Origin of the sequence: Bacteroides mucinivorans, from assembly GCF_034654355.2 — a bacterium.
Taxonomy (GTDB): domain Bacteria; phylum Bacteroidota; class Bacteroidia; order Bacteroidales; family Bacteroidaceae; genus Bacteroides; species Bacteroides nordii.
This window is the reverse complement of the sequence record NZ_CP178179.1, coordinates 5,358,595-5,380,172: the sequence shown is the minus strand read 5'-3', so window position 1 is coordinate 5,380,172 and position 21,578 is coordinate 5,358,595. Positions and strand designations below refer to the sequence as shown.

Sequence of the window (21,578 nt, the reverse complement as noted above, 5' to 3'; positions counted from 1 at the left end):
TACGTCATTTAGAAGCGGAAATAAATATTCATATAATAGGTCGTACCGAACATATAGAAATATTTCGAGTCGAACGGTTGATAAGTCTGATAGTTCTCATCTTTGTTCTTGAGCAAACGAATCTGTTCGTATCCACCGGTCTTAATATTTTGGTTGTTGAGCAGGTTCTTTACTTCCAGGCTGAATCCAAGTGTGTACGCACGGTTAATGTACCAGTTCTTACCTACACTTGCATTGAATACGCAAGCTGAATTGAATTTCTCCTGATGGCGCAACTCACGGATATCTTCTGCTGACATGTTACGTGATAATACTGCATCTGTACGATAGAGTGGACTCATAGACAGATACATATTATTATAGTAGTTCATATCAACGGAAGCATAAATGTTGTTACGGCTACGATAAGACAAGCCAATATTCATTGCTGTCTGAGGAGTACTTTCTACACGGAAATTCTTCCAGTAAACTTTACCCTCATTTTTAATTTCTCCACTGTTATCCTGAATCTGTACATAATCGGGGTTGGAGTCGTAAGTAAACTGTCCCCAGCTTATAGCACCGTTCAGAGCCAATCCGGCATACAGAGGTATAGAAGCCGCAACTTCCAAACCGAAATGCTGCTTATCGATACCGCTCATGGCAAAGTTGGAGAAAGTAGCTTCTACATCGTCATAGTAGGAAATAACTTTCGACTGATCCATGAATTTTGTATAATAGCCTGATACGCGTGCTTTAAAATCACCCCAACGGAAGTTGTAAGATGCATCTACACCAAATACTTTTTCTGCTGAGATGCCCGGAGTAACTGAATTACGTGTACGGGGAGACACGAATGCCGACTGGAATGCCGGAGCATCCTGCATATAAATAATGCTGGCGTCAATGGAATGAGCTGCCGAGAATTTATAATTGAAGTTGGCTTTCAGCTTATAGGTCAGATAGTTCAGCTTTTTAGAGTCACCCTGTGAGTCATTGGGGAACAATCCTTTTTTCCATAAACCATGACGCCACAAAGTAGAATGCCCGATCTCACCACCAAGGTTTATACCAAGACCTCTGAAGCTCGTTTCATACATTGCCCAGGCACGTGCAGTGAGGTTGTTTCCGTAATAGTCGTAGCTATATTTATCACCTTCTTTGGCAGCACGTGCATGTCCGTGTTGCTCGTAGTAATCCATATCATTCTGATAAGGAATAGGGTTGAGACCGCCCATGTCGCGTTCTGCAAACTTATCCACATCTACCCAATAATCACCGCCTAACAAATCTTTTACTTCGCTGTAATATTCGGTGCGGTTACGGCGTAAGTTCACTCCACCATTAATTTTAGAGCTATTACGGAGAATGTGAGAGAACTGTGTGTAGAAATTCCAGTCCAACTGATCGGTATGGCGTTCTTCAATCATGTTGATGGCACGGCGTCCGGAACCATACAATGAGTTTTCCGGCTGGTTGCGGTTAATGTCGTACAATTGGTCCCAATTGATGTGGCGAATATTGTCTGTATTGGTACGCCATGCTTCGTCGAGCCATGCACCTACTTCTGTACCATTATAAAAACTTGGCAGATAACGGTAGTAGTCGGGACGTGGGTCCGGACCGCCGTACCAGGTTAATGCAGAATAACCATTCTGACCAAATCGGAGTGAACTGGCAACGTTTAATTGCGAACGATCATTAATATCAAATGTGTAATTAAGCATTGTAATGGGCTCGTGATAATTACGTACGCGTGCATTGCGACGTTTACCATCCTGCCACCCCCAGTTAGGATTGTAGTAATTGTTTCCTACCAGGTCATAGGCTTCCTGAGTGGATGCTTGTTGTGCTCCACGTTCTGTAGGGGCACCCAGGATGGTTAATCCAAGACGGTGTTGAGGATTAAATTGTTTCTCAACAGAAGCAAAGTATCCGAAAGCATTGTAGTAAACGCCGTTCACATAAGAATTACCTCCCTGACGGGTTGATACGGAGAAGGCATAGGACCAGCCATTGTCCTGCTGCCCCGATGAATAGGTTACCATCCCGCGGAAACGGTACATGGAGTTACCATTTACTACACTTGCGCGCAAGCCTTTACGCATCTGTGAAGGGCGGGTATTAATATTAGTCGTACCGGCAATACCACCGATCCCCATGTCCCCCATCTTTAGTCCGGAAGTTATCTCCTGGTTACGTGTTGCGTCATTCAGACCACTCCACAATGACCATGGAGTATATCCTGTCATTGCATCATTGAGCTGGATTCCGTTCATGTAAACGTCCGAATATTGAGAGTCGTAACCGCGGACATTGAACCGCATTTCACTGAATTTATAAGATGCAATGTTGTTGAAGACATCTTTTGATGCCGACAATGACGAAGGCAATGATTGTGCATCTTCAAGTGTTTCGGTATCGAACTCTGTAAAGATGGCATCATCCATCATCGGAGTAACGTTATCGGGAACCATCACTACATTATTGATATCTCTTATCATCTTGTCTACGCGAACCGCGATGGTGAGTGATTCGAACTCTGCAGCTTCAAAGGTAAGAGAGTATTCACCTTTTGCTAAATTTTCAATCTCAAAATTACCTGTAGCATCGGTTTTTGTCGTCACGTCTCCCGGTGTCAAGGTGACCTTTACACCATCAATAGCCGCACGTGTAGTACGGGAAACGACCTTACCCTTGATACCACCATACTGCGCAAAAGCGGTTAGTGATAGCAAAGATAATACCATAATTAGGAATGTTTTTATTCTCATAAATATTAAAGATTTTTATTTACCTATATAGATATATACGGGGAAGTGGTCGCTATAACCACCCTGGAAATTATTGCCTACATACGTGCGCAATGGATATCCTTTAAACTGCCCCTCTTTTTGTATCATGTAACTTTGTTTGAAAATATTGCCATAGAATTTAGAACCGGGAGCCTTTTGAAGTTTAAGTTTGCCGGTAGAACCTGTGGCAAGATTCTCTGTCACTACGATATTATCGAAAATGTTCCATGCATCGCCATAAGCCAATGTTCCAAATCCTGCTTTAAGCATATCGGCATAAGGATCATAGAGGTCTCCTTCTTTGAGGTCTTTTAATTTGAATTTTGCTCCCAACCCTTGTGCAATACTCTTGTCTGTAGGATCATCATTAAAGTCGCCCATTGCTATCACTTTTGTGGCCGGATTAACTCTCAACACTGAGTCTGCAATGCTACGCATCTGTTCTCCTACCGCAATCCGTTTGAATTCGGAAGCTTCTTTGCCTCCCAGACGCGACGGCCAGTGTGCTACCATAAAGAAGAACGGTTCATCTTCGATGGTTCCCCACATGGTGAGAATATCACGCGTCTTGAAGTTGGGCAACGAAGGAATGACTGTTTTCACCGGATACTGCCCTTCTATTTTAAATACGTCAGGACGATACAGGAATGCTACATCCACTCCACGTGCTTCGGGAGAATCGAAGTGTGCGATTCGGTAGTTACCCGGAGCAAGCTTAGGAGTAGCGATAATATCCTCTAATACGCCACGGGTTTCTACTTCTGAAACACCAATTACAACCGGATAATTCTTATCAATGGCAGCGATGTCAAAAAGCACCCGTTCGATATTACTGAGCTTCTTGTTATATTTGGCTGTATTCCATTTTTTAGGTCCTTCGGGAGTAAACTCGTCATCCAGAACTTCAGGATCGTTGATCGTGTCAAAGAAATTCTCGATGTTGTAGAAAACTACTTTATAAGGCTTCTGTGCGAAACTGAACGAGATCAGTAACACAAAGAAAATTGAAGGAATTAATAGTTTTTTCATACGTCAGAATATTAGTTGATTCCCCACTGTGTAGGGTTGTTTTGTTGTTTTACAGTTGCTGATACTTGTGGGAAAAACGTAAAACCTGTTTTTGCTTCAATATCTGCTACTGATGTACAAATAGACCGGGGAGGTTCAATATTACCATAAGATTTTTGTTCCACCCAGAATCCGATAGAGATAAGTTCACTGTCCGAACAATCCTTGATAGCCTTACCTGTCGAACCACTTTTGGTACGCAACAGAACTTTATAGTAGTTCGTGGGAAGCGATACTACATTGCCGGCTCCGTCAAATGTGGTTGCATTGGAATTAAAAATGGCACCGGTTACTACATATAAAGTATCGGAGCATTTGTTTCCACGAACCCTGGCTTCGAGCTTTGCCCACATGTCTTGGTTGAGACGATTCAGCTGTGGAGTCATATTTGACATATAGAAAGTTTGAGCATTCAATTCATCAGTTGCCAAACGATCTGCAGATGGTAACTGGTGTCCACGATCATAGGATCCTCTGTATGATTTGTCTACACAGTTTGCCTGATAAGCCATAGGAATGATAGGATCAAAAGCCCATGCATCTGTGCGACTGCCGGATCCTGTCAGATAGGCATTGTGTATCGGATAGGCAACCCATAACGCAGCTTTCTTTGTCTTATCGAAGCAGATAGAGTAATTACGAACCTTTTTATCGTTGCTTAGTGGTCCGTAATGTGTGACGTATTGATAATTCGCATTCTCCTTAGGTGCCGGCAGTTCTGCCCAAGCTCCGAACGGCGGTAAATTTTGTTGCGATTCGGCAAGTTGTACCAAGGTGAAAGTCTGTGCTTCTCCTCCCGCAAAGCGGAAAGAGATTTTGGCTTCACGTTGCTCGTTTCCGGTATTGGCTTTATAGTAGACATACAGTACGTTAAGCCCTTCATTTACTGTACCACTTTTAGCTGAATTGGTATAGTCTCTGCTACTGAAGGCACACCAACCATTCCCTTCGATGATTTCGGCATCCCATTCGGTACCTGTTGTACCAGTTATGATGATTGCCGATGAGCCTTCGGTAGAGCTAACTGTTGAAGATACTTTCCAATAGGCTTCATTAGGTTGCTGTACTACTTCCGGGTCATCGCTGTTACATCCTCCTATCCACAATGGTAAAATTGTGAATAAGAGGATATTAATTATTATTCTATTGTTTTTTAGCATGGATAAGTATACTATTGTCTTTTATAGGTAATAGTAATAGAACTAATATATACTGCACCACCACCAGGGAAAATACTAAATTGTGACAGATTCAGTCCCTCAAGATTTTCCAGTGTAAAAGTACTACCTTTATCTGTTGAAACATTACTCTTAGCTTTTGCGGCACCATCTAAACTTGCCTGAGTAGTTCCGGCAGCATAGGAGTATCCGGTTTCACAAAGTAAAATATAACGTGGGAAGAATGTCTTGGCAGATGTTGTAATAACAACCTTTTGTACTATACCGGCTTGTTGCGGAACCTGAATGTGTGAGTTGAAAGCTGTTTTGGCTTCATCGCTGTTAAAGTTAATCTGCAGGAATGGAGCATCTGTTCCGGAAGCTGTGATGGCGCATTTGCCACTCCAAGCTCCGAAACTGTTACTGTAACTAAAAGGTGCATAGGCACTGTTAGACATGGTTGCTATTTCGTCAGCAGTCAATGTAACATCAAAAGTAGAGCCGTCTCCCGGAGCTAAAACAGTAACGGGAACTTCAACACTATTACCATTGGTGAGGGTAATTGTCAATTTTTGGTTGATTACACTTTGAGTAGTATTTGGATCAGCGTGTACTGTAACTTTAGTATTATCGACTGTAGCCGACAATATGCCACTTGGAACGTTGACGGAGAGAGTATTATTTCCTGCATTGCTGACATTTACCTGAATATCTTTGGAACCACCGGTTGAAGGGAATGTTAGAGATGTTGGAGATACCGAAACAATAGTCGGGGTGTTTGTACCTCCTCCTGTAAGATCAACAATTTGCCCGCCATTACCGGTTGTTAAAGTCGGGTCGTCAATAGAGAATACAGAAGCTTCATCGGCCATAAATTTGATATATAATGTAGATGTAGCATTCTTCAATGTGAAATCTGCTGTAGCAAATACCCAGTATTCATCAGCTTGTTTGAATGTGTATGAAATGGCATCACTCCAGGTAGTACCATCGGCACTTAAGTAGAAGTGGAATTTATCCTGTTTGAATTCATTGTCGTATACACCGCCGGTATTTTTAGAGTAACTACCCCCAAAAGTTAATCTCAGGTTGGTTTGTCCGGTAGCTAAAGCTATTTTATTAATAGTAAAGTTGGCATTACTTCCAAAGAATAATTTGTCTGCTCCGGATGCACCTTCGTAGCCTGCGCTTAATTTACCTGACTGACGAACAGAAGCTCCTGGACCTGTGTAATCAACATTTGCAGAACCATCTCCGGATTTTACCCAATCATTGAAGCTATCAACGAATGGATATGGACTTGATTTTGGCGCTGTTGTTCCAAAGGTTTCTGTATAGATAGCGTTGGTCGGTGTAGGGGGGGTATCGCCTCCTTCAAGATCAACAATTTGTCCACCGTTGCCAGTTGTTAAGGTCGGGTCGTCAATAGCGAACACAGACGCTTCATCGGCCATAAATTTAATATATAATGTAGATGTAGCATTCTTCAATGTGAAATCGGCTGTAGCAAATACCCAGTATTCATCAGCTTGCTTGAATGTGTATGAAACGGCATCACTCCAGGTAGTACCATCAGCACTTAAGTAGAAGTGGAATTTATCCTGTTTGAATTCGTTGTCGTATACACCGCTGGTGTTCTTAGAGTAGCTACCCCCAAAAGTTAATCTCAGGTTGGTTTGTCCGGTAGCTAAAGCTATTTTATTAATAGTAAAGCTGGAATTACTTCCAAAGAATAATTTGTCTGCTCCGGATGCACCTTCGTAGCCTGCACTTAATTTACCTGACTGACGAACGGAAGCTCCTGGTCCTGTATAGTCTACATTCGCAGAACCATCTCCGGATTTTACCCAATCATTGAAGCTATCAACAAATGGATATGGGCTTGATTTTGGTGCTGTTGTTCCAAAGGTTTCTGTATAGATAAAAGTAGTTGGTGCGATTGTTCCACTCTTGATCTTCACCGTTTCTGTCATCAATGGACCTACTTTATTGGAAATCTGGATTTCAACGCTTGCTTCGTCATTGATATTTTCCGGGATACTAACTTGAATCGTTGCAGAACCATCTCCTTCAGTTGCAGAAAGAGTTACCCAGGATTTGTCATCTTTCACAGTTGCTGTCCAATGGCGATTGGTCGAAATCTCGAAAGATGATTGGCTGCCTTCGGCAGGAGTACCGTCTGTAGTAAAAATCAGATTTGTTGGAGAGACTTCCAGATAAGGAGCCTCGGTGTCGTCATTATCGTCAACACAGCTCACAAAGGCCGTTGTGGCAATTAAGAGCATTGTTCCAAAAAACAACTTCAGAAAATTTAGATTCTTCATTGATGTTTAATAAATAAAAGTTAATATTGTAGGCGTTTTTAATTTGAATTTTCGCCGTAAAGCAAACAAAGATATATTATTGAGCTGAATAAACAAAGCTTAGCTATCTTATTTTATATTACATTTTGGTTAAATTTTTGCCATTAACCGCGGAAAAGCTTACATGAATATGTCAAATTGATAGCTGTTTACCTCCTTTAATTACTTTCATTTTTAAATTAAATAACAAATTACAGTTTTAATTGTTTAGAAAAACTTTAAAAATACTTATTGCTTTAATTTTACTTGACCTACATTGATTTTATTTATTGTTCTCAGGAGTCCGTATATCTTTGATAAAAAACTTACAATGCTCAGTTGGAGTTTTCATCCCAGATTGATAATATATAAGTAATACTAATACGGAAACTGATTAATGATTGTTATTATTTGAGAATTTGAAAAAGAATTAATGTGTGAGAATGTATATTATTTGCTAATGAAAAAATGTAACAAAGAGTCTTTCTCTTAAACAATTGATAATCAATGGAGTGAAAAAACGCGTTTTTTCTCTACGAGAAACGAGTCGAAACTCTACGAGAAACAGCTCGAAACTCTACGGAGATCGGGGCGATTCTCTATGGCAAATAGATCGGATGTTTGTAATGTTTTACATTGGCAGCTTCGGGTTGGGAGAGAATTTTCTTTTTGTGTAATTAAAGAGTACTACTGAGGTGAAGCGGATTTTTTAAAGTTCAATTTAACTATATAAGATTGTACACTTTTGTATGACAAGAGTGTACAATCTTGAGGTTCTTCTTCAATTTAGTTGAAAAAGACATGTTCCATCACCATCTTAATTCTTAGCAACTCTAATCCTGCCCTTCCATACATAGTTCGCTTCACTGCCTTTAGTTTGTTAACAAAGCCCTCGGTAATCCCATTGGTAATGTTATACTTGATTGTATTTTTGACGGCTTTATAATCTTTCCTTATTCCCAGTATAAATGTTTTAAGCGTTTGTATCTCTGTATTCCAATATTTTTTCATCCATCTTATTAGTTCATATGTTTCTGTGCCTGTAATAATACAATAAAAGGATTTGGCTGCTTCATGCATTTGTCTAAACCAATCGAATTGATACAATGTCTCAATCAGTTCTTCTTCCGACTTATTCATATTTCCTTGATAGATTGATTTGGCAGTGATAATAGATATCCGCTTGAGAGGTAATATCCTTGACCTTTCGTCGGTCTGTTTCACTCTTCGGTTGGGTTTGAAATATTTGGATCTAAATCCCCTGTGTCCATCACTCAAGTATCTGTAGTGGGCATAGAATGGGGCCAGACTTCCTTTGAAGCCCATGTTGCAAATCTGGGCATAAAGGGTACTCAGGGGTGTTCCATTTACAACCCCGTCTTCAATGTGCTTGTCATACAAATGGTAATCGGTCCTGGCTTTGCTGTTTCGCGGAGCAAGTTCTTGCATTCTGCAGAATTTGAGTGCAGTCGGGCGGGCTATTCCCAACTTTTTAGAAATGGCAAAGGGGTTGAATCCCTTGAGCTGCAGTTCTTTCACCTCTTTAAACTTTGTCATGCGGGAGTCTGCTTTCGCTTTCTTTGGAGGTATATGGATCATGGCAGTCTGTTTTGGCTGTAAAAGGCAATCGTCCATGGATTCTTTCTCCCTGATTTTATTGCAGTATGCTGCATAATGCCCGCTTAGGAGCTTGTCCATACATTCGTGTATGTTTTTAATAAGATGGAATTTGTCTGCAACCTCCACAACATGCCGTCCGGTAGACGCAATGGCCGAACTATAACCGGTAGCCCTGTCTCTGCTGACGACATTTACACATGGGTGTTCTTCCATCCATTCGAGGAAACTTTTCGCTTCACGGTCACCCAACAAATCAACCGGATACTTATTTAATAAATCGATAACGATGCTGCCATATGACACGCCTTTGCGCCAAGCCCAATCGTCAACTCCAACTTGTTCAATCTCTTTGTTATCAGGAGGGCAGAGCTGATGTAGGCAACGCAGTATTGTTGATGAACTTAGATCTACGCCACAATACGAAAGTAGTTTACTGATGGTTCGGGAAGACATCATAAGACCATTACGAATGACAGTTAACTCTAATCGGCGTGTACGCCTGCGGTAGCGGAAGACTTCATTGCCGGGTTGTTCGGCAAATGTCTTTTGGGGGCAATCTGCATTTTTGCAGAAGAACTTGCGCGATTCCAAGATCAAAACAACCTTCTTGCCAAGTATGGACAAATCATTTATTGTTCTAGTGTATCGACTATGAACATGATGACTTTCACCCCCACAATAAGGGCATACCGCACTCCGCTTTGAACCTTTGGCATATAGAACTATCGTATTACCTTCATACCCTACATCTTCAATGGAAAGGTCGGATGATTCGTAAATAAAAGAAAAACTATTGTTTTTATGGAATAGGGTTGAACACAAGCCATTGTTTAATGAGGTTTTTATCGTAACTTTGTTACCGTTAGGTTTATCGGGCATTCCTTGATTCTTTGTGTTTGGCGATATAAAGATAACAAAAATGCCGGAAAACCTAACTCTTTTAGGAGATCAGTTATTATCAGTGAACAGAGCATTAAACTGATAAAAGAATGAGCGTTGATGATTTTGAATCCCATAGAGCCTACTTTGCAAAAGTGACTTATCAAACACGGTTCAACTAAATTGAAGAAGAACCAATCTTGATATGCAAAAGTGTACATTCTTACATGATAAAAGTGTACATTCTTGTAGTTGTTGATTATCAGTGCTTTATGGCAAGTTTTTTAATCGAATCTTCTGATTTACTTTATAAGTTCCGGTTTCTTGTATATCAGTTATTTTCTAAAGATGTATTCTTTGATATCTTTTCGGCTCTCTTTTTACTTTCTTAACTCCGAATGTTTCGTAAGAGGAAATAAACTACCTATTTTTGTCGCAACACTGTAAATAAAGACTATGACATCTGTCTTAGTAAACTATAAATTAGAACCGACAATAACATGAAAAGCAACTTACTACCATTATTGATGCTCTTTATTGTATCAAATGCAGTCTATGCACAAAACACGACATCTCCTTCTTATACACTAAAAGGTGTACTTCTTGACTCTTTAACTCTGGAAGGTGAACCCTATGCTACCATTAGGATTGTGAAAAAATCGCAGCCGGATAATGCAGTGAAGATGGCAGTTACCGATATGCAGGGAAAGTTTCAGGAAAAGATTAATGCTGCGCCGGGTATCCATACGATTACAATTACCTCTATAGGAAAAAGTACTGTGATTAAAGATTTTGAGGTGAAAGTGAATGAGAAGATTATTGATTTAGGCACTTTGTACACTTCGGAAGCCACCAATGAACTGGGGGGCGTTGAGATCGTTGCACAGAAACCGTTGGTAAAAGCTGATATAGATAAAATAGAGTATAATGTGCAGGATGATCCGGACTCTAAAACCAATACAGTACTGGAAATGCTTCGTAAAGTACCTTTGGTGACGGTGGATGGCGAGGATAACATTAAAGTGAATGGTAGTAGCAGCTTTAAGATCCATGTGAATGGGAAACCGGATAACATGATGAGTGACAACCCCGTGGATGTTCTTAAAAGTATGCCGGCCAATACGATCAAACATATTGAAGTAATAACAAATCCCGGTGCGAAATATGATGCTGAAGGAGTAGGCGGTATTCTTAATATCGTAACGATAGGAGGGAGTGGATTTAAAGGATATACGGCAACTTTTAGCGGTAATGTAAGTAATACGGGAGGTGGTGGAAGCTTGTACACTACTATAAAAAAGGAGAAGCTGACCCTTTCTGCACGTTATAATTATAGTGCTAACAATAATCCTCGTAGCTATTCAAGTTCTACTCAGCGGCAGAAACAGGGGTCTACCAATAAGGAGACGGTAATTTTGTCTGATGGCTCCAACAAGGGAAAAGGCAATTTTCAGAGTGGTAACCTGGAGGCAAGTTATGAGATAGATACTCTGCGTTTGGTAACAATGGGATTTGGCATGTATGGAGGCAATAATGATAGCAATGGATATAACGAATCAATAATGAGAAATGCTGATCCGGCTTCTTCGGAAAGTATTTATTATTCATACAAGAACGATAGTGAAAGTGATGGTTCGTGGTATTCTATCCGTGGGAATGTCGATTATCAGCGTACATCAAAAAAGGTAAAGGAGCGTATGTTCACCTTATCTTATAAAGTGAGTACGCGCCCTCGTACCTCTAATTCAAAATTAGGCTATACCATTAATCATGTTGAACCCGATTGGGAAGATTATGTGAATACTGTTCTTGACGGACATAGCTCTGATGAAAAGCAGAATAGTTCGGAGCATGCTTTTCAAGCAGATTATACGACTCCGATAGCCAAAATACATACGCTTGAAACAGGTGCGAAATATATTATTCGCAATAATAAAAGTGATAATAACCGTTATGACAAGGTAGGTGAATATGATGCGGACCGCAGTAGTCACTACAAACATCTGAATGATATACTGGCCGCATATGCCGGGTATGCTATTAAGGTGAAGAAGTTTTCGGGCAGGGCCGGTATACGTTATGAACGTACTATGCAGGATGTGAAATATACAGAAAAGCCGGAAGAGAGTTTTAATGTGAATTTTGATGATTTTATACCTTCGGCAAGTTTGGGTTTTAAAATTACAGAAATGTCGAATGTCCGTGCAGGTTATAATATGCGTATCTGGCGACCAAGTATCTGGTACTTGAATCCGTATTTGAATGATGCTAATCCATCTTATATAAGTCAGGGAAATCCATCGTTGGAAAGCGAAAAGAGTCATTCTTTTAATATTAGTTATAGTAATTTTACGCAGAAGTTTAATATTAATATGGCACTAAACTATTCGTTTAACAATAATGGTATAGAGCGGATAACAACTCTGATGAATGATAATGATATTCCTGGATTGAAAGAACATACAGGCAAGGAGGTACTTTATTCTACTTATCAGAATTCGGGTAAGAATAGTAATCTTGGATTAAGTGGTTATGTTAACTGGAATGCTTCGCCTAAAACGCGTGTTTATATGAATCTGTGGGGAAATTATTCACGCATGGAGAGCCCTTCTCAGGGATTGAAGAATAGCGGATGGAATTTATTTGCATATGGTGGAGTACAGCAAACATTGCCGCTGGAGATCCGGCTGAGTATAAACGTAATGGGAAGTACTCCTTATGTTTCTTTGCAAGGCAAGGGAAGTAGTTATTATGACTACAGTATTAGTGTAAACCGCTCTTTTCTTAAGGAGAAGCGTCTGACAGTGAGTGCTTTCGCCGGAAATTTCTTTAAGAAATACATGACGAATAAAAATATGGTGAACGGAGATAACTTCTGGCAGGAGAGTGCTTACCGTTATTCCCGTCAACGTTTTGGTATGAGTATAAGTTACCGGATTGGTGAGCTGAAAGCCAGTGTGAAAAAGGCTGCCCGTACCATTGAGAACGATGATGTAAAAGGTGGTGACGGCGGCGGTGGTCAAGGTGGGGCAAATTGAATAACAGAAATGCCTGCATTTTTTCGAAAAATGCAGGCATTTCTGTTATACGGTACAATCCTTCTGATAGAATCAGGTAGTAATTACATATCCTGACTCATCTTATTTTGTGGCATACACGGAGTATGGGTCTGTTCTTCTTTCTGTATATTTATTTTTTTTGCCATTTCAAATTTTACTTTCAACTCCGTCTTTTCTTCTATCAACCGTTCGATTTTTAAATCCTTCTCCCGTAGATATTGAATTAATTCCGCTAATGATGGACTGTTTTCGGTTTTCGTAGTTGTTTTTTGCTTGATCATCTCTCCTTTTCCGGTTATTAACCATTCTGCATCGATCCAAGTAAATGTTTGAAGTATCTTGGCCAAAATATCAAATCCCGGCTTATTTCTTCTTTGTACAACTATTCCTCTAATTGTTTGATCTACAACGCCTATCTTTTTCGCAAAAGAAGATACATTCAGATCTGAGTAGTTTATTATTTCTTGTAATCTATCAATTATATCCATACTATATTAAAAAAATAATCAATTAATTGTTTTGTTATATCAAATAAATGTTTGATATTTGCGCCGTAATAGGGCTATGCTACGGCTAAATTACTAAAAAAACGGCATTGATAATACATGTCGTCCAACTTTTAAATGATTGATGAGTAGCTGTTTGGGAAGAATTTACACAATAGCGTCATATACGAAACTTAGTGTTTAATAATATATTATTAATGTAATTTTTTAACTTATGAGAAAAAAGTTTGTAACTGTAGCGCTCTTAGGAACGCTAATTTTTACATCTACGAATTTCGTTGGATGCAAGGATTACGACGATGACATCAACAAGCTGCAAGAACAGGTTGATGCTCTGAAGTCTATTTCTATTTCAGATTTAGCATCTCAATTGCAATCACTGAAGGATGCCAATGGCAATCTGAGTGTCGCAAATGCTAAGATGGAAGCTGCTATTGCTGAGATTAAGACCAACATTGAAGCATTGAAAGAAGCAGATAAGACTCTCACCAGTCTGGTGAATGGGAAGGTGGATCAGGCTACTTATCAGGCGGCTATTAAAGAGCTGAATGAGAAATGTACTGATTTGGCTAATAAAGTAGCTGCTTTGGCTTCTTTGGAAACTGCCGTTAATGATTTGAAGGCAAATAAGGTTGACAAGTCGGTGATTGACGAGTTGAAAAAGACGATAGAGAAATTGCAGAGCCAAGATTCGGATTTTGCTACCAGAATCAGTAAACTGGAAAATACGGTTGAGAGTCTGAATACTGTGTTGGCAGGTAAGGCTGACCAAACTACAGTTGCTGCATTGTCAACAGCTATCGACGAGTTAAAGAAAAGTGTTGCTGGGGTTGATACAAAAATAGCAGCTGCACTTGATCCGATTCAGAAAAGCATAACTAAATTGCAGGAAGATCTTGCAAAGAAAGCTGATGCTGCTACCGTAGCCGCTGATATCGAAAAGGTGAAGTCGGAAATGACAGCTGTTACCGATGCTCTTAAAACAGAAACCGCTGCTAATCTGGCTGCTGTGAAAGGTGAACTGGCAGGTAGAATTGCTGCTTTAGAAACAGCTAAAGGACAGATGGATGTTCAGATCGGTAAGCTGGAAACAGATATTACTGCATTGAAAGAGCGTATTACTAAACTGGAAAATCAACCGGCTACAGATCTTAATGCTGTGAAGGCTGATATTGCAGCTAATAAAACAGCAATTGATGGTGCTTTGAGTACAATCGGTAGTATTCAGGGGACGATTACCGGCATTGAGGATAGACTTGATGGGCTTGGAACAGAAGTAGGAGCTGTAAAGAAATACATTGATGAGGCCAATTCTACATTGAATACTGCTATTACTACAAAAATTGCTACTGATATAGCAGCTGCTGTAAGTAGTCTGCAGAGCGAATATGCACAGGCAGATGCTGAACTTGCCGGACGTATTGAAACATTGGAAGGGCTTGATGTATTTGATAAATCTGACTACGACGAATTAAAGCAAAACTTCTCTTCTTTGAAGGAAACTGTAGGTAATGAAGAGTCCGGTTTGATTAAGCAATTGAATGATCTTGAGGTTACAGTTAGTAATTTGATTACGGATGCTCTTGCAAAGACGGGCCCTGGTACTATTGATCAGGCTATTGCTAATAAGATTCAGGCAACTCTGGAGAACAGTGCCGTTATCAAAGCTGCTATTGAGGCTGCAATTTCTGATGTAACAGGCAAGGTTGATAAGATAGACCAGGAGTTGAATTCTGTATTGGAACGTATCCAAAGTATTGTATTTGTTCCTCAGTATAAAGATGCAAACGGTACTACCATTGTTCCTGCCTATACTATTAATGGCGTAAATGGTACAGTAGAAATGACATTCCGTATTGCTCCTGCTGAAAAAGTGGCGGATCTTGTTAAATTAGCACTTGCTAAACCTGAGATCTTCTCATTCTATCAGGAAGATGCATTGGAAACAAGAGCTACAAGCGAAAGCTCATTGAAAATTGTTGCTGGTGGTGTTAAAGTCGGAACCAATGCAGGTACAATTGTAATTAAGGCTAAAGTGAGTGATGCTTTAGTTGATAATCTTTATCCGGTTGCTTTGAAACTTGCTACATCTAAGGAATATGGTACGGAAGAAGAACCGAACAGTAGACCTGTAAATGACGTTACAACTGATTACTTTAATCTTCGTGTTAAGGGTATCACTAACGGAACTTATGCTCTTTCTCCTTCAGCAAAAGAGATAGCATATACAGATGTTGAAGAGAAACCTGTTAGTCTGTTTAAAGTAAACTATACGGATGGAAACAGACCGTTGACGCTGGCTGAATGTGGATTTACTCAGAATCTGGAAGTATACTCTATCTATTGTACAGCAGAAAGCAGATGGGTGGTGTTGGCTTCTACAGCTTCAGCTGACGTGAACGCAATTAAGGCTGAATTAACGGCTAAAGGATTTGAAGTAACAAAAGCTGCTGTTAAATTGAAATCAGTGAACATTAATAATGTAGGTAATGAACTCAAGGTTAAACTGGTGGATAACAACGTATTTGGAGTTAATACACAAAGTGTACCTAATAAGCAATTCGAGGTAACTTATACTGTGACCAATAATACAGAAGGTGCTACTATTGCTTATGGATCAATTGCTAAAAAGGATCTTCAAACAGGGTCTTCTAATGCATTTACTGAGAAAAACGGTGCATTTATGTGGTCTGATAATGCTTCTAACGCGGCGCAAACCTTTATCATCAAGGCTAATAAAGCTAATAACTTTACAGATCAACTTATAGCCGGTGCTACTGCACAAGAGATTTTAGATGCTATCAAGAATCTGGCTTCTGCTAAGATTGAACATAAAGTGGGTAATGCTCTTGCAACTGCTGCTCAACCTACATTTAACTTCGATGTTGATGCTGATAAGATAACAGTTACTTTGCCTGCCAATGCAGAGCGTAAGACTTATGTAATGAGTACGATTTACCATACTGATCTTTATGGTGATATTACACTGACTGCTACTTTGAACCTGTCTTATCCTACAGCTGCTGACTTGTTGAAACATCAGGAAGTACGTTGGACGGATGCCAAGACTTATTTCTTGGAATATGATAAACCGGCCGGTGATGCTGCATATCTTATCAATAATGAATTGAGCATTGGTTACTTCTACTATTCAAATGATGTAGACTATATCTATGAGTTAGTTCCGACTAAAGATTTGAATGGCGACCGTACCATTGATGCAAGAGACATTCCTACAGGTGTGACATTGGATGCTGACGGCAATATTGAATTTACTGAATACGTTGATTTGTCAGAATTCAAAGTTAAACTTTCTGCGAAAATTGCATCGAATGTAGCTGCATCCGAAGAATTCAGTATCAAGATGTATTATCCGTTGAGCGAGCAGATTTCTTCAAAGGATCTGACATATAAGAAGGCTGATATTCTTCTTGGCAATACGCTGGATGTTGCTACTGCTCTTAACTTGAAGGATCGATTTGGAACAGATGTTATCACAAAAGGTGCGATTGTAACTTACGGTAAGACCGTATATGCTATGGTAACAGGAACTACGCCTGCTTCAGAAACAGGACAAGTAACTTTCCCTGAAACAGACCGCGTTCGTTACATCGTTAAGGATGGTAAAGTAGGTACTACGGATCAGACATTGTCTGCTAAGGAATATTTCAATATTGCTGGTGGTAAATTCTCATTGAAGAAAAACATCAATCTGACTAAGCCTGTAACTGTAGAAGTTGAAGCAGCTGTTGATTATGTTTATGGTACTCAGAAGAGTGCGAAGTTTACTATTACTATTGAACCAACCGAGTAATTCATTTTAATAAATGGAGAGGTCATTTTTAGTTGAAAGAAGATGGCCTCCTCCTTTGGATATATTGTTTGTTTCTGAAATTACTTCTTGTGACAAGCCGTAATTTCCACAATCAGGCTGCTATATTTCATCTCTACCAGATGGCCTGATTGTATTTAGGCAAAAGGGTACTTCCTGTTCATCCCGGAAGTACCCTTTTATATTCATACCTGAATAGAAATGAGCAAAACTTACCACAGAGTATCACAGAGTTCCACAGAGTACTATTTCTCTGATAAAACGCGGATTAACACAGATTAAAAGACTGTATTTCTTTATCTTAGATTTGTTTCCCTTTGCGAAAGTCTGCGTTCATCTGCGTTTCAATAAAGATTTAAACTCTGTGGAACTCCGTGTTACTCTGTAGTGAAATACATTCAAAACTGATGAACGAAGTAACGGCTATACCTTTTCTTTTTTTAAGCCGGCTTGTTGAATCCTAACTTTTTCAATCCTGCCTGAACATCCGGATGACTCATGAAAAGTTTCCATAATAATCCGGTCCGGTAGTTTTCAATCATTACTGCTATTGGTCCTTGATCTATAGCAAGATAGCGCTGCGGGTACCAGTTATCGGTTTCGCTGAATGCATCATAAAAACCGTAAGGGCCAAACACTTTGTCTCCCATGTTATAGAGATGTTGCATTACCTGCAAAGAATACTCCGGTGTATATACAATGGATGACAGGGCGGCAGTAGGAGAGATGACTCCTAAATCTTCCCGTTCATTGGGGGAGTGGGCGGCATAACCATTTACCGAATAACTGGCGGTCAGTCCCCAGCAGTCCGGACCAAATCCTTTGTAATGCTTTGGATTGCGGATGCAGTAAGCGCGGTTGACAAGCGTAAGGTTACGCATTTCATTGAAATAACTTGGGCAGTACTCGTCTTTCAGTCCTACGGGATCAAGCCCCAGGAAGGAATATTGCGCCCAGAAGAGCGGTCCGGCTTCGGTTCCCTGATAGCGCAGATGAAGGTCAATGCCTTCTACTTTGTGCGGAGATACAATGGCTCCGTTCTGTGCCCATCCTTCGTGATATACAGCGGCAGGAACACCGTGAGTGGGTGATGCTGCGGCAAGTATGTACATTATGAGGCATTCGTTATAGCCATGAACGGGGAAGTCCATGTCCCAACCGTATTCCGGACTCCAGTGCCAATAGAGCACGTTCTGTCCTCCTTTACGGTACCAGTTCCAGTCTACCTCCCGCCAGAGTTTATCAATTCTTTGTGCCAACACTTTTTCCTGCGGAGTTCCGTCTATATAATACTGATGTACTGCAAGTAGCCCTTGCATGAGGAATGCTGTTTCTACCAGATCCCCGCCATTATCTTTTTGTCCGAAGGGTTTCACCTTTCCTGTTTCACCCTGCCACCAGTGCGGATAGGCACCTTTGAAGCGGTCGGCACGTTCAAGGAAGGAAACTATTTTCTCCATACGTGCCAATCCGTCTGTGCGTGAAACGTAGCCACGGTCTATACCTGCCAGGATGGCCATAATACCAAAACCACTACCGCCGGAAGTAACAACGTCCGGTCCACCGGCGGGATACTTACCGTCCATATGGATACGTTCGGGAGCAAGACCACTGTTGGGCTCGGCTCCCTCCCAGAAATAGAGAAAGGTACGTCGCTGAACTGTGTCCAGCAATGCGTCTGTAGCCAGACTGTCGGTGAGAGAAGCGTCTTTCTTATCACCTGATTTTTTATTGTTCTGACACGCCCCTGTTACCAGTAAGAGGCAACAGAAGAGTGTATAAAAAGAGATATGTTTCATGTCTTTGTTAATTGAAAGTTGAAAATTGAAAGTTGCTGTGCAGCGTGAAACCTTGTTTAGTTGATAGTTGACAGTTGACAATTGACAGTTGCTGCGCTGTATACTGGCTGCGCAATCATGCTGCATAGCAACTGTCAATTGTCAACTGTCAACTGTCAATTAAACGAACGCTCGCCGTTTGTACATCTCTGCTATTAGGCCCTATCATTATGCTGAAGTCTCCGGGTTCTACCACATATTGCAGGTCGTAGTTATAGAATTTCAGCATTTCGGGTGCTATCTTGAAAGTAACAGTACGTGTCTGGCCGGGCTGGAGATAGATTCTTTCAAATCCTTTCAATTCTTTTACCGGGCGGGTCGTACTACCCACAAGGTCACGGATGTAGAGCTGCACAACTTCTCCGCCGGGGAATGCTCCGGTATTGGTAACGTTTACGGAAGCTGTCAGAACTCCCTGCATATTCATACTGGTCTGGCTCAAACTGATATCGCTGTATGCAAAAGTGGTATAAGAGAGCCCGAAACCAAATGGATAAAGCGGTTCGTTCGTTACATCAAGGTAATTACTGCGGAATTTCTCGAACCATTTACCGTCATGTAATGGACGTCCTGTATTTTTGTGAGCATAGTACAAAGGTATTTGTCCTACATTTTGCGGAAAGCTCATGGTCAGTTTGCCACTGGGGTTAACGCGACCAAACAGCACATCACCAATTGCATAAGCAGCTTCACTTCCACCAAACCATACATTGAGGATGGCAGGTACGTTGGCTTGTTCCCAGTTCAGAACCAGCGGACGGCCTGTGAACAGTACTAATACGACCGGCTTACCGGTGGCGACCAATGCTTTCAATAACGTTTGTTGTACATCCGGCAGATCCAGATTGGTACGGCTACTGCTCTCGCCACTCATCTCAGAGGATTCTCCCAAAGCGGCCACAATAACGTCTGCTTTGTTGGCCGTTGCTATTGCTTCTTTTAGCAGTTCGGCATCCGTACGGTTGTCACGGTTTAAAGAACGGCCAAACATGGTAGCGCGTTCTTCGTAAGCAGCATCACTGATCAGATTGCTACCCTTGGCATACAGTAGATTGATGTCAGCTCCGTTTTCCATCAGAGGAATATACCACGGTTCATTCGGCTGGTTGAGCGGCATTTCGTCCATCCGGCCTACCATTTCGCGGAGTCCTTCAATGAGTGATGGTGAACGGTCCAGTACGGCTGCTACACTCCATGTACCCGGCATATTTGTCCGGGTGTCTGCCAACGGGCCGATAACGGCAATCGTTCCGGTTGCTTTCAGGGGGAGAGTCTGATTGTCATTTTTCAAGAGCACAAAGCTTTCTGAAGCAATGCGGCGGGCGGCATCCCGGTGTGAGCGGGTGAATATGTCGCGTGCCGGACGTTTCGGATCACAATATTTATACGGATCATCAAATAATCCCAGTTTATATTTGGCTTCCAGAATACGACGACAGGCGGTATTTAGGGTCATCATAGAAACCTTCCCTTCCTGAATCGACTTTTTCAGTGTACTGACAAAACCGTCACTCACCATATCCATATCTACTCCGGCATTGATGGCACGGGCTGAAACGGTTTGGAGATCACCGATACCATGATCGATCATTTCGGAAATTCCGGTATAGTCAGTTACTACAAATCCACCGAATCCCCACTGACCGCGAAGAACATCTGTCATTAACCACTTATTGGCTGTGGCGGGTACTCCGTCTACTTCATTGAACGAAGCCATCACACTGCCTACTCCTGCTTCAATGGCGGCTTCAAAGGGAGGGAAGTATTCGTTATACATCCGTTGGCGGCTCATATCAACCGTATTGTAATCCCGTCCGCCTTCTCCTGCTCCATAAAGTGCAAAGTGCTTGACGCAAGCCATAATTTCATCATTACGTTTCAGCTGGCTTGACGGCTCTTTTCCCTGATACCCGTTTACCATGGCCCGGGCAATGAGTGAACCGAGGAACGGGTCTTCGCCGGAACCTTCGGATACTCGTCCCCAACGCGGATCACGGCTGATATCTACCATAGGGCTGAAAGTCCATGAGATACCGTCTGCACTTGCTTCGACAGCAGCGATACGGGCCGATTCTTCAATGGCCTTCATATCCCACGTGCATGATAAGCCCAGTGGGATGGGGAAGATTGTTTCATATCCATGAATGACATCCATGCCGAATAACAGAGGAATACCGAGTCGGGAATTCTCTACGGCAAGTTTCTGTACGTCGCGGATTTTTTCTACTCCTTTCAGGTTGAAGAGTCCGCCTACTTCACCCCGTTTTATTTTCCCGGCGATGTCGCTGCTCTTGGCCTGTCCGGTGGTAATATCACCGGTCACGGGAAGGTTGAGCTGGCCAATCTTTTCGTCCACAGTCATTTTCTTCATCAATGCATCGATGAAACGATTCATGTCTTGTGGAGACTTTTGTGCCTGAACGCTGATTGTACCACTCAGGACAATTGCAAACAGAATACTTAGTTTCTTAATTACTTTACTCATATTTGTTTTTATTTATAA

9 protein-coding genes and 1 pseudogene are annotated in these 21,578 nt (G+C 41.2%); 2 read left to right on the top strand and 8 right to left on the bottom strand.

Translation table 11 applies throughout. The features are described 5' to 3' along the window. Window positions 1-8 precede the first annotated feature (8 nt). The 5 genes from VCM39_RS20400 to VCM39_RS20380 form a co-directional block, all read right to left on the bottom strand. Entirely contained in the window at window positions 9-2,753 is a 2,745-nt protein-coding gene (locus VCM39_RS20400; RefSeq protein WP_221650720.1) for a carboxypeptidase regulatory-like domain-containing protein, read from the bottom strand. A 15-nt stretch (window positions 2,754-2,768) separates the two neighbouring features. After that, window positions 2,769-3,803 carry a hypothetical protein gene (locus tag VCM39_RS20395; RefSeq protein ID WP_322933840.1) on the bottom strand — a complete coding sequence of 345 codons (1,035 nt, stop codon included), beginning with the start codon at window positions 3,801-3,803 and terminating at the stop codon, window positions 2,769-2,771. A gap of 11 nt (window positions 3,804-3,814) precedes the next feature. Further along, the gene (locus VCM39_RS20390; protein WP_321028849.1) at window positions 3,815-5,002 is read right to left on the bottom strand and encodes a DNA/RNA non-specific endonuclease; all 1,188 of its coding nucleotides are present in this window, start codon (window positions 5,000-5,002) and stop codon (window positions 3,815-3,817) included. A gap of 11 nt (window positions 5,003-5,013) precedes the next feature. Further along, the gene (locus VCM39_RS20385; RefSeq protein WP_322933839.1) at window positions 5,014-7,323 is read right to left on the bottom strand and encodes a hypothetical protein; all 2,310 of its coding nucleotides are present in this window, start codon (window positions 7,321-7,323) and stop codon (window positions 5,014-5,016) included. Window positions 7,324-8,127: 804 nt separating this feature from the next. Next, window positions 8,128-9,840, bottom strand: a complete 1,713-nt coding sequence (locus tag VCM39_RS20380) for an ISL3 family transposase (RefSeq protein WP_322934259.1) — start codon at window positions 9,838-9,840, stop codon at window positions 8,128-8,130. 500 nt (window positions 9,841-10,340) lie between these two features. Between VCM39_RS20380 and VCM39_RS20375 the strand changes: the two genes are divergently transcribed. After that, a complete protein-coding gene (locus tag VCM39_RS20375; protein ID WP_322933181.1) occupies window positions 10,341-12,878 on the top strand; it encodes an outer membrane beta-barrel family protein in 2,538 nt (845 codons plus the stop codon). A gap of 83 nt (window positions 12,879-12,961) precedes the next feature. Here VCM39_RS20375 and VCM39_RS20370 read toward each other — a convergent pair whose 3' ends face one another. Continuing rightward, window positions 12,962-13,387, bottom strand: a complete 426-nt coding sequence (locus VCM39_RS20370) for a hypothetical protein (RefSeq protein WP_322933182.1) — start codon at window positions 13,385-13,387, stop codon at window positions 12,962-12,964. Window positions 13,388-13,619: 232 nt separating this feature from the next. Between VCM39_RS20370 and VCM39_RS20365 the strand changes: the two genes are divergently transcribed. Further along, complete coding sequence (locus VCM39_RS20365; RefSeq protein WP_322933183.1) at window positions 13,620-17,219, top strand: hypothetical protein; 3,600 nt, start codon at window positions 13,620-13,622, stop codon at window positions 17,217-17,219. Between the two features lie 458 nt (window positions 17,220-17,677). Here the strand turns inward: VCM39_RS20365 and VCM39_RS20360 are convergent, their stop codons facing one another. Beyond that, the gene (locus tag VCM39_RS20360; RefSeq protein WP_321028845.1) at window positions 17,678-19,036 is read right to left on the bottom strand and encodes a glucoamylase family protein; all 1,359 of its coding nucleotides are present in this window, start codon (window positions 19,034-19,036) and stop codon (window positions 17,678-17,680) included. Window positions 19,037-19,196: 160 nt separating this feature from the next. Further along, window positions 19,197-21,560: pseudogene (locus tag VCM39_RS20355) on the bottom strand (glycoside hydrolase family 3 N-terminal domain-containing protein); the annotation flags it as partial. Between the last annotated feature and the right edge of the window lie 18 nt (window positions 21,561-21,578).